The following is a 10,563-nucleotide window of genomic DNA, read 5'->3' as shown; positions in this document are numbered from 1 at the left end:
CCATGGAAGACAAAGTGACCCCGTTCGCCCCCCTGCATGCGCGCGCCGAGGCCATCGCCCCGGTGGACACGGCGCCGCCCCCGTTCGCGCAGTCCGACGAGTACCAGAAAGTGCTCGTCGCCGCGCATGAGCACCTGCTCAACAGCATCGAGGACGAGCGCATCGACATCGATGCGTGGGCCCCGGACACCGTGGCGCGCTACGTGCACACCCAGACCGCGATCTTCGTGCAGGAGTGGCGCATCCCGGTCAACGAGGCCGAGATGGAGGTGGTGGCCGGCGCACTGGTCAAGGAATTGACCGGCTTCGGTCCGCTCGACGACCTGCTGCATGACCCGAGCATCGAAGACATCCTGATCAACGGCTACAAGGACATCCATGTCTCCCAGGGCGGGCGCCTGGTACGCGCCACCCAGCGCTTCAGCGATGACAGCCACCTGCTGCGCATCCTGCGCCGCATCCTCGCCCCGCTGGGGCGGCGGCTGGACGAATCCAACCCGATGGTCGATGCGCGCCTGCCCAACGGCGGCCGCCTCAACGCGATCATCTCCCCGCTCGCGGTGGATGGCCCGATGGTGTCCATCCGCAAGTTCCGCAAGGATCCGTTCACTCCCGACGAACTGCTGCGCATGGGCACCTTCGACCGCCCGATGCAGGCGCTGCTGCACGCGATGGTGCTGGGCCGCTGCAACATCCTGGTCTCCGGCGGCACCAGTTCGGGCAAGACCTCGCTGCTCAACGCATTGGCCAGCTACGTACCGGGCGACGAGCGCGTAATCACCGTCGAGGACACCGCCGAACTCTCGCTCAACCACCCGCACGTGGTGCGCCTGGAAAGCCGTATCGGCGGTGCCGATGGCCAGGGGGCGGTGAGCATCCGCGACCTGGTCCGCAACAGCCTGYGCATGCGCCCGGACCGGATCGTGGTCGGCGAAGTGCGTGGGGCCGAAGTGCTGGAAATGCTGCAGGCGATGAACACCGGCCACGACGGTTCGATGGCCACCATCCACGCCAACTCCCCGCGCGACTGCCTGTACCGCATCGAGATGCTGGCCGGCTTCGCCGGTTTCCAGGGCAGCGAGGACAGCCTGCGCCGGCAGATTGCCAGCGCCATCGATTTCATCGTGCAGATCTCCCGCCTCGGCAGCGGTAGACGCGTGCTGGTGTCGATCACGGAAATCACCGGCGTCAGCGACAACCTGATCAGCACCCAGGAAATGTTCCGCCACGAAATCCAGCTCGACGCCGACGGCAAGGAACACGACCGCTGGGTCGGGCTGGGCTTCCATCCGCATTCGCACAAGCTCGAGCCGTTCCGGCGCCAGTTGCGCGAAGCACTGGACGGAGCTTACTGAGCATGGTCACGGTGCTGCTGCTGTGCAGTGCGGCGCTGGTGCTGGTGGCGGTAGCCGTCGAGCTGTGGTGGGGCGCGGGCCGCCGCGAACGCCAGCGCGCCTCGCTGCAGCACACCGAACAGCGCCTGGCCGCCAACCCGGCCACGCCGGTACTGGCCGGCATGCCGACGCGACCGGCCAACCCAGCGCCGTTGCCGACCGTAACCGCGCGACCCGACGCGCTGCCGTGGGATGCGCTGCTGCAACGTGCCGGGCTGCGGCCGGGCTGGCGCCTGCCGATCCTCTGGCTGCTGGGTGGCATCGCGCTGGCCTGGTTGGCGGCAGCACGCATCGGCACCGCCTGGATGTGGCCGATCGCCTTCGGCCTGTATGCGCTGCTGCTGGGGCTGTGGGTGTCGCGCCGCATCCTCGGCCTGCAACGCCGCCTGCTGCGACAGCTGCCGGACTTCCTCGACAACCTGGTGCGCCTGACCGGGCTCGGCAACAGCCTGCAGATGTCCTTCCAGACCGCCAGCCAGCAGGTGCCGATGCCGCTGCGCGGTCTGCTCGATGACACCCTGTCCGGCACCCGCAGTGGCCTGGACCTGGACCGCGCCCTCAGCCAGGCCGCGCAGCCCTACCGGCTGGACGTGCTGGACGTACTCGCCGTGGTGCTCGGGGTGAGCATCCGCATCGGCGGGCGCTCGGACCAGATCCTGCAGCGCATGAGCGACTTCATGCGCGACCTGGACCAGGCCCGCCAGGAGCTGATGGCCACCACGTCCGAAACGCGCATGTCGGCCTGGGTGCTCGGCCTGCTGCCGCCGCTGTCGGCGCTGCTGATGGCCATTGTCAGTCCGGACTTTTTCGAGCCGATGCTGCAGGTGCCGCTGGGCCACCGCATTCTCGGTGCGGCCCTGCTGCTCGAACTGATCGGCGGCTTCCTGCTGTATCGCCTGGCCCGTTCGCTATGAGCGCCGGCACCTTGCTGATCGCCGCGTTGCTGCTGCTCGCCCTCGGGCTGGGCCTGCTGGGCGTGGCCGGGCTGTGGCTCACGGGCCAGCAGAACCGCACGGCCGCCACGCTGCAGAGCGCACTGCGCAACCGCGACGCCGGCCCGCGTGAACCCGCCAGCCCGACCACAGCGGCGCCCGCGCCGGAGACCGGTCCGCGCGGCTGGGCGTGGCTGGCCACGCTGGGCGAGCGCTTCAACGGTGGCCGCCTCGAAGCGGCCCTGCTGGCCCCGGAAGATCGCCTGCTGCTCGACCAGGCCGGCTGGCATACCCGCGCCGGCACGGCCACCTTCCTGGCGCTGCGCCTGCTGCTGGCCGTGCTGTGCCTGCTGCTGGCCATGGCCTTCTACAGCGGCGACGGCCTCAGCCGGATCGTGGTGATGATCGTGGCGCTGGGAGTCGGCGTACTGCTGCCCAAGTTCGCGCTGCGTGCCTGGGCCACGCGCCTGCGCAAGCGCGTGTCGGCCGAGCTGCCGTTGCTGATCGACCTGCTGCGCCTGCTGCAGGGCGTGGGTTTCAGCATGGACCAGAGTCTGCAGACCCTCGGCGACAAACTGCGCAGCGCCATCCCGGTGCTCGGCCGCGAAATCCACCAGGCCAATATCGCCTACATGCACGGGCGCACACGTCAGCAATCGCTGCGGCGGCTGGCCGAGTCGTTTGATGACGAAGACCTGCGCAGCCTGGTGCAGCTGATGCTGCAGGTGCACGAACACGGCGGCGCGGTGCAGGAGCCGCTGCGCCAGTTCAGCGTGCGCCTGCGCGAACAGCGCCGTTCAACGCTCAAGGAAAAGGTCGGCAAGCTCTCGGTCAAGATGACCGTGGTGATGATGCTGACCCTGCTGCCGGCACTGATGCTGGTGTTGTCCGGCCCGGCGATCATCGCCCTGGCCAATGCCGTGAACCGTCTGGGATGAAGACCATGCCGATCCAACCGCGTCACTGCTGGTTGCTGCTCATCACGCTGGCTGCATGCACCGCCTGCGGCTCGGCGCACAACGCCTACCGTCCCGATCCGCTCAGTCTGGCACCGCTGGAATCGCCCCCGCAGGACGACAAGCGCATGTACCTGGACCTGATCGGCCAGATGCAGCGCCAGGGCGCCTACTTCGCCTCGCTGGCGCACGTGGACGCCTACCGCCAACGCTATGGCGACACGCCTGCATTGCGCCTGCTGCAGGCCGATGGCCTGCGTGAAACCCAGCAGGTGGAGGCCGCACGGGCCATCTATACCAGCCTAACCAATGGTCCCCAGGGGGCCGCCGCCTGGCACGGCCTGGGCCTGATCGCCGCACGGGCCGGTGATGCTGCCCAGGCCGAAACAAGCCTGGCGCGTGCCGTGCAATTGCAACCGCTCAACACCGACTACCTCGGTGACCTCGGCTTTGCACGGCTGCGCGCCGGGCAGCTCGGGCAGGCGCGCGAGCCCCTGGCCAAGGCGGCCGAGCTGGCCCCGGGCAATGTAAAAGCAAACGCCAACCTGGCGGTATGGGCACTGCTGCGCAACGACACTGCGATGGCCGAGCAGATCATGCGCAGCGCTGCCCTGCCGCAGGGCGCACGCGACGAAGTGCAGCGTCTGGCCCAGCAGTTGCGGATGGCACCCATCGCCAGTGCGCCGCCTGCCACCGCAACACCGGTCACGATCGCCGAGGTGCCGCGCACGCGCACACCGGTTGCCGCCGGTGCACCGCGCACGCCACGCGCCGATGCCCGCCTTGCCCCGTCGATGCTGGAACGCTTCGGCGGCATCGACCTCGCCACCGAGAGCACGCCATGACCGCCTTCGCTCCCCCTGCGCTGCGTATCGCCCTGGCCGCTACGTGCCTGCTCGCCTGTACCGTGGCCGGCGCCCAGCAACGCCCGCTGACCGGTCAGATGCTGGGCGATACCGCTCCGCCTCGCACGGAGATGGCCGCGACACCGCCCGCACCACCGGTACCGCCCCCGTACGAACCGCTGCTGCCGCCCCTGCCCCCGACCGACCCGCTGCCACTGCCGATACCGGATCGACCGCAGATCGGCGACACCACCCGTGCGCTGCTGCAGCTGCAGGCGCGTGGCAGCCATGCCGGCGCGCACCTGCCGATGCTCGGCGACCAGGCCTCGCTCAGCTACGCACGCTACCTGCAGAGCTTCACCCACCCCATCCCGGAGTTCCTCGACACCAGCGTGCGCAAACAGGTCACTGGTGACGGCAACGGAGAGTGACCCCATGAATACCCACGCCCGTCAGCGCGGTGGCATGTCGGTGACGATGATGCTGGTGATGCTCGGCCTGGTGACGATGCTGGGCCTGGTCGAAATCGGCTATCTGTACTGGGCCAAGCGCGATGTGCAGAAAATCGCCGACCTCTCCGCGCTGGCCGGCGCGCAGCGGCTGGACCTGTGCAGCGCCGACCGCGCCGACAACAGCGCCGCGCGCAGCAACGCCGTGCAGGCCAACCGCTTCCCCGGCACGCTCAACGTGCGCTGCGGCGACTGGAATCCCACCCACACCACCGCCGACCACTTCGTCGACAGCGCCGCCAGCGCGCCCGTCAACGCGGTCAAGGTCAGTGCCGAACGCCCGGTGCTGCCGTTCTTCGGCCAGACCGGCGGATTGCCGCAGGTGCGCGCGCAGGCGGTCGCCACGCGGGCGCCACCGCTGGCGGTGTTCAGCGTCGGCTCGCAGCTGCTGCGGGCCAACGGCAACACCCCGCTGGGCGGCGTCCTGAAACTGGTCGGCGTCGATCTGGACCAGACCACCCTGCTCGGTTACGACGGCCTGGCCCAGGCCAGGATCACCCCCGGCGGCCTGCTCAATGCACTGGGCATTCCAGTGGATGCCAACATCAGCATCGGCGACTTCAACGCCCTGCTGGCCGCGCACAAGGTATCGCTGGGCCAACTGCTCGACGCCACCGCCAGCGTGCTCAGCCAGAGCGGGGTGACCCATGTGGACCTGCGCGCGCTCAAGGACGCACTGGCGGCCAAGCTGGATATCAACCAGCTCAACCTGCAGCTGGGCAGCAACGCCGAGGGCAGCGGCCTGTTCGGCAGCATCGTCGCCCCGGACGGCCCGGCCTCGGCCGCGCTGCAGGCCGAGGTCAACGCACTGGACCTGATCACCACCAGCATCAGCATCGCCAACAGCGGCAAGGGCGTAGCGGTCAACAACCTCAACGTGCTCGGCCTGGTCCAGGCCAAGGCCGCCATCATCGAGCCGCCGTCGATCGCGATCGGCGGGGTCGGCACGCGCGCCTACAACGCGCAGGTGCGGGTCAACCTGGACATCGACAGCAACAATCTGCTGCTGGGCATCGGCAAGGTGCTGGGCCTGCTCGGCATCCGCCTGCGCCTGCCCGTATATGCCGACGTCACCAACGCAATGGGCACCCTGACCAGCCTGCAATGCGCCGCGCAGCCGGTCACCGCCAGCATCCGGGTCGAATCCTCGGTGCTGCGCGCCTGCGTCGGCAAGGTGGCCGACAGTGCCAGGTTCTCCACCCGCAATGTCTGCGATGCCAGCCTGCAGAACGAACAACTGCTCACCCTGCTCGGCGCRCCGCTGATCAACGACCAGATCAAGCTCAACGCCCTCACCCATGATGAAACCGTGACCCTGTCGCCGGGCGAAACCAGGTCGACCTGGATCAACGGCGCGCAGATCGGCAATGCCGTCACCGACCTGGTGCGCGAGTTGCTGCGCGTGCTCAGCGGCATGCTCAACCCGGCCGCCAAGGGCATGGGCAATGGCGATACCGCCACCCAGCTGGCCGACCAGTTTCTCAAGGCCGCCAATACGGGCAATGCCCGCTATGACGTGGACAAAACCATCGCCCTGCTGCGCAACGGTTCGGTTGCGCAGGGCATCGAGCCCTTCGGCGACTGGCAGGTCGCCAAGGGCGTGCCCTACGCCTGCCCACCGCTGGGTCTCACCACCTGCTACAAAGACGGCGCGGCCTGGGACGGGTATCGCGCGGTGGTGACCGGACAGGGCCTGGGGGTGCTCGACGGTCTGCTCGGCACGCTGCTCGGTGGCCTGGCGATCAACCGCTGCAGCGGCCTGGTCAGCGTGTTGCTGAGCTACAACAACTGCCTCAAGAGCAACCTGGCCTCCTACCTGCAAACCGCGCCCAACGGCATGCTCGACGCCCACCAGGGCAGCGGCAGCATCATCGACCCGGGCACCAACGCGGTGGCCTGCAGCGGCCTGCTGTGCACCCTGCTGCGGCCGGTGCTGGAAGGCCTGCTCAAGCCGCTGCTCAACGGCGTCGGTACCCTCCTCACCCAGACCCTCGCGTTGGTGCTGGGCCTGGAACTGGGACGCACCGACGTGCACCTGCAGGCGGTGCAGTGCAACCCGGCCCAGCTGGTCTATTAAGCCTGGCGCAGCGCTGTCGGCGCGGCACGGGCTGCATGCTAGACTTCTGTGGGGACTGGGATTTCACAGACGAACTTTCACCGATTGAGCCATTCTGGACGGCCTGATGATGCGAGCGAGAAAAGGGGTTGTATCCACCGGCCGGACCATCCTGGCTGGCAGTCTGGTGTTGCTGTCGCTGAGCATGGTGCCGCAGGCACTGGCCGCGCGCGCGCCCAAGGGTGAGCCCGCTGAACCGGCGCGCAGCGCGCCGGTGGTGCGCAACAGCGTGGACGAACTGCGCCAGCTGATGGATTCGCAGCAGCTCACCGAGCTGCGGACCACCTACAACGGCAGCTACGGCGCGAGCCTGCTGTTCAATACCGCCACGCTGCAGTATTACGCCGCGCTGTTCCACGACAAGGATTTCTGGCGCGTCATCAAGACCGACTCGGTCGACAACGCCGAAAAGGTCTACCGCACCTTCGTGCAGCAGACCGAGGAACTGGCCCAGGTGTATATCGACACCACCCGCCTCGAAGCCGGCAAGCGCTACACCGAAAACCTGGTCGCCTACAACGAACAGCGCCTGCGCAGCCTGCAGCAGGAAGCCGATCTGCAGCGCCAGCAATCGCTGCAGGTCAGCAGCTCGATCCAGCAGGCCAAGCAGCAGGCCGTGTCGCTCAGCACCGACCTGCGCAGCACCCACAGCCAGTTGGACGCCCTGAACCAGCGCATCCAGGCACTGCAGGCCCAGCAGGGCAACCCGGAGCTGTCGCTGCCGCCGCCGGAGGCCAGCGCCCCGGTGTCCCCGGCACCGGCTGGCGAGACCGGCAACCCGTAAGCCAGGCGGCTCCCTGCATCGCAGGGAGCCTGCCCCGAACGCGCGCCACTGCCGCGTTTCCCCGCGTGTCCGTCGCCTTCCCCTGCAACACCCTATCCATGCAGCCCGTTCCGACACGCTCGGCTGGGTCATCGCCCGGCGCACCGGCAAGCCGGTCTCCACGCTGCTGTCCGAGCGCATCTGGCAACACCTGGGCGCCGAGCAGGACGCCTACTACACGGTCGATTCCACCGGCACGCCGTTCGCCGGCGGTGGCTTCAACGCCGGTCTTCGCGACCTGGCCCGACCCGGCCGCCAAGGTGGTGATTGCCCGCTTCGGCTCGCACCCCATCGCAGGCAACGCGGCCAATGATCCGACGACCCTGCCTGCCTTCGATGCGCTGGCGCACTACCTGATGTCCCGGCCGGCGCAACGCACGCCCTGAGCAAGCGGCCGCTCAACGGCACGCGCGGTAGACGCGGTCGTCCATGCGCCGGCTCAGCGCGAAGCTGCGTTTCATCCCCGCCCTGATATACGCCGTCTCGCGCTGGCGTCGGGCAGTTGCGCAGGCCTGCGGCCGATGATGCAGCGAGATGACTGCGCCGGGCGGTGCCCGCGCGCGTCGCTTCGGCGCGGCACCGTCGCGGTGCCGCGTGCGTGAATGGCGGTGGTGGTGCGGCGGTGCGCGTTGTGCGTCCAGTGCACGTTTGCGCGCCTGCAGTTCGCGCCGGATCGCCTCGATCCGGGCCGCATGCCGGCGTTCGGCTGGCACCACATCGACCTCCCACGCCTGTTCGGCCTGGCCGGCGGCGCATGCATGGCGCTGGAACGTGGCCACGCCATCGACGCGGCATTTGTGGATCTGCTGCACCTCTGGCGTGGGCGTGGGCGCCGGTGTCGCTGCACCAGCAGGTGTCACGGCAGACACCCATAGCCAGAAACAGAGCGTCGGTAGTGCGGTGGATCGCGATGGCATCGGCAGTCTCCCTGACCTGCCGCCAGCATCCTGCGCACGCACCGCAGCTACCGCGACCCACGTGGCATTCCATCCGCTGCAAGCCATGCACCTACCACGACACGCGGACTACCCGACGTCGAACATCGCGCCGCTCACCCTGCGACCCGGTACTCCAGCACCTCATCGCCCAGATCATCGATTTCCCCGGTCGGCCGCCACCCCAGGTGACGATAGAAGCCGTGCGAGCGCACCGCCGGATCGGCCGCGCACCCCAGGAACAGGCGCTCGAAACCCCAGCCGCGGAAGTCCTCCACCGTTCGTGCCAGCAAGGCCTTGCCGATGCCCTTGCCTTCCCAGTCCGGCAGCAGCGCCAGCACGATGATCTCGCCAGTGTCGCGATCGCCGAAGCAGTAGCCGACCATGTGCCCATCGGCCTCGGCCACGWGGCCGGGGAACGCACCCWGCGCGATGCCGTCCGCCCAGCTCTCCACGGTGATGCCCAACGCGGCCAGCTGCGCGACCGAGAAGGCGTTCTCGCGGGTGCGCCCGCGCAGGTCGATGCAGTGGGCAGCGTCATCGGCGACGGCGGTGCGGTAAGTGATGGGCATGCTGGCGCCTCCTGGCGGGTCATTCGAACGCGGACGATAGCGCAGATGACGCGTTCCAGCCGGTTCACTGTCGCAATGCGCCGCGCGCGGGCCTGCGATGCCGCTGCCAGCCATGGCATCCTGAGCAGGCTGCCCCTCTCGCGTCACGGAACCCCGCATGCGTCCCACCACTGAATTCTGGCGTGATCCGTCACTGCCCCATGTCGAGAGCCGCCGCGCCTGCGACAGTCGCGCCTGCTATCGACCACACAGCCACGACACGTTCTCCATCGRCGCGGTGGATGCCGGGCGCAGCGTCTTCAGCGGCGCGTCCAGTGGCTCCCGGGTGCTGCAGGCGGGCAGCGTGGTCGCCGTTCCCGCTGGCTGTGTGCACGCCTGCAATCCGATGCCCGGCCATGCCTGGAGTTACCAGATGCTGCATCTCGATGCAGACTGGTTGGGCAGTCTCCGCGACGAATCATCGCCGCCGCCATCGACCCGACACCTTGGGGTGGTCCACGTCTCGGACGACCGTAGCCGCTATCGCGACTACTGCACGCTCAACACCCTGTTGTTCTCCGACGCGGCGGTCGAAGAAAAGGACGCCGCACTGATCGCGTTCGTCGGCGATCTTGAGCAGCCACCGGGTACGCCCGTTGCTCTGGGGTCCGACGCGGCGTCACTGCATCACCGCCTGCAGCCGGCGATGGCGCAGCTGCGTGGGCAGTTGTCGCGTACGCCCCCCTTGGCCGAGCTGGCGACCGCGGTCCACATGAGCCGCTATCAACTGATCCGCGCCTTTCGCCGCGCCACCGGCCTGACCCCGCATGCCTGGCAGATGGACCAGCGCATCCGGCAGGCGCGCCAGCAACTGCGCGACGGGGAAGCAATGGCCAGCGTCGCCCACGGCCTGGGCTTTGCCGACCAGAGCCATTTCCAGCGTGTGTTCAAGGCACATGCGGCAACCACGCCCGGCCACTATCGGCGCTGAGAACGCGCAATTACGTTCAATACCGGACCGGCCGCGAACACCACACTGGCCGCCCGTAGCCTGCCTGTACCGGATTGAATGGAACAGTTCCTGATTGTCGCCAGCGTGCACTTCCTCGCCCTGCTCTCGCCCGGGCCGGACTTTTTTCTGGTCGCGCGCACGGCCATCGCACGCGGCTGGCGCACGGCCAGCGGTGCCTGCGCAGGCATCGCGCTGGGCAATGGCGTGTTCATCGGTGCCGCGTTCGCCGGCCTGGCCATCCTGCGCGTCGACAGCGCAGCCTTCATCGCGGTGCAGCTGGTGGGCTGCGCATTCCTGATCTACCTGGGCGCGGTGTTTCTGCGACATGCCGGCGGCAGTGGGCTGGTGCAGTTGCGTGGCACGGCGCAGGCCGGCGCGACCGCCTCTGCCGGCGGCTGGTGGAAAGCCGCCGGACTGGGTGCGCTCTCGGCCCTGTTGAACCCGAAGAATGCGTTGTTCTACGCCACCCTCGCCGCGATGCTGCAGGGAC

The 10,563-nt window shown here is 68.6% G+C and carries 12 protein-coding genes; 10 read left to right on the top strand and 2 right to left on the bottom strand.

Translation table 11 applies throughout. From position 1 onward, the window contains the following. Positions 1-2: 2 nt before the first annotated feature. From ACXJKH_RS08730 to ACXJKH_RS08695, 8 genes are all read left to right on the top strand, one after another. On the top strand, positions 3-1,355 hold the full coding sequence (locus ACXJKH_RS08730; protein ID WP_457319128.1) for a CpaF family protein: 1,353 nt from the start codon (positions 3-5) through the stop codon (positions 1,353-1,355). Between the two features lie 2 nt (positions 1,356-1,357). Beyond that, positions 1,358-2,308 carry a type II secretion system F family protein gene (locus ACXJKH_RS08725; RefSeq protein WP_457319127.1) on the top strand — a complete coding sequence of 317 codons (951 nt, stop codon included), beginning with the start codon at positions 1,358-1,360 and terminating at the stop codon, positions 2,306-2,308. Then, entirely contained in the window at positions 2,305-3,264 is a 960-nt protein-coding gene (locus ACXJKH_RS08720) for a type II secretion system F family protein (RefSeq protein WP_457319126.1), read from the top strand. Before ACXJKH_RS08725 ends, ACXJKH_RS08720 begins: the two co-directional genes overlap by 4 nt. Positions 3,265-3,269: 5 nt before the next feature. Continuing rightward, positions 3,270-4,127: a Flp pilus assembly protein TadD gene (locus ACXJKH_RS08715; RefSeq protein WP_457319125.1), complete on the top strand. Its 858-nt coding sequence runs from the start codon at positions 3,270-3,272 to the stop codon at positions 4,125-4,127. After that, positions 4,124-4,558, top strand: a complete 435-nt coding sequence (locus ACXJKH_RS08710; protein WP_256774208.1) for a DUF3613 domain-containing protein — start codon at positions 4,124-4,126, stop codon at positions 4,556-4,558. Before ACXJKH_RS08715 ends, ACXJKH_RS08710 begins: the two co-directional genes overlap by 4 nt. A gap of 4 nt (positions 4,559-4,562) precedes the next feature. Next, positions 4,563-6,713, top strand: coding sequence for a TadG family pilus assembly protein (locus tag ACXJKH_RS08705; protein WP_457319124.1), 2,151 nt, complete (start codon positions 4,563-4,565; stop codon positions 6,711-6,713). Between the two features lie 184 nt (positions 6,714-6,897). Then, on the top strand, positions 6,898-7,536 hold the full coding sequence (locus ACXJKH_RS08700; protein ID WP_457319129.1) for a DUF2968 domain-containing protein: 639 nt from the start codon (positions 6,898-6,900) through the stop codon (positions 7,534-7,536). Between the two features lie 251 nt (positions 7,537-7,787). Further along, entirely contained in the window at positions 7,788-7,961 is a 174-nt protein-coding gene (locus ACXJKH_RS08695) for a hypothetical protein (protein ID WP_457319123.1), read from the top strand. A gap of 12 nt (positions 7,962-7,973) precedes the next feature. Here ACXJKH_RS08695 and ACXJKH_RS08690 read toward each other — a convergent pair whose 3' ends face one another. Together ACXJKH_RS08690 and ACXJKH_RS08685 are read right to left on the bottom strand one after the other, a co-directional pair. Further along, entirely contained in the window at positions 7,974-8,387 is a 414-nt protein-coding gene (locus ACXJKH_RS08690; protein ID WP_457319122.1) for a hypothetical protein, read from the bottom strand. A 239-nt stretch (positions 8,388-8,626) separates the two neighbouring features. Beyond that, positions 8,627-9,082 (bottom strand): N-acetyltransferase family protein, encoded by a 456-nt coding sequence (locus ACXJKH_RS08685; protein WP_457319121.1) that lies wholly within the window; start codon positions 9,080-9,082, stop codon positions 8,627-8,629. Between the two features lie 157 nt (positions 9,083-9,239). Here ACXJKH_RS08685 and ACXJKH_RS08680 point away from each other — a divergent pair, with 157 nt between their 5' ends. Further along, the gene (locus ACXJKH_RS08680; RefSeq protein ID WP_457319120.1) at positions 9,240-10,052 is read left to right on the top strand and encodes a helix-turn-helix domain-containing protein; all 813 of its coding nucleotides are present in this window, start codon (positions 9,240-9,242) and stop codon (positions 10,050-10,052) included. 78 nt (positions 10,053-10,130) lie between these two features. Continuing rightward, on the top strand, positions 10,131-10,563 hold a 433-nt coding region (locus ACXJKH_RS08675; protein WP_457319119.1), incomplete at its 3' end, for a LysE family translocator.

Source organism: Stenotrophomonas sp. P5_B8 (genome assembly GCF_054049855.1).
This window is presented reverse-complemented; position numbering and strand designations above follow the sequence as displayed.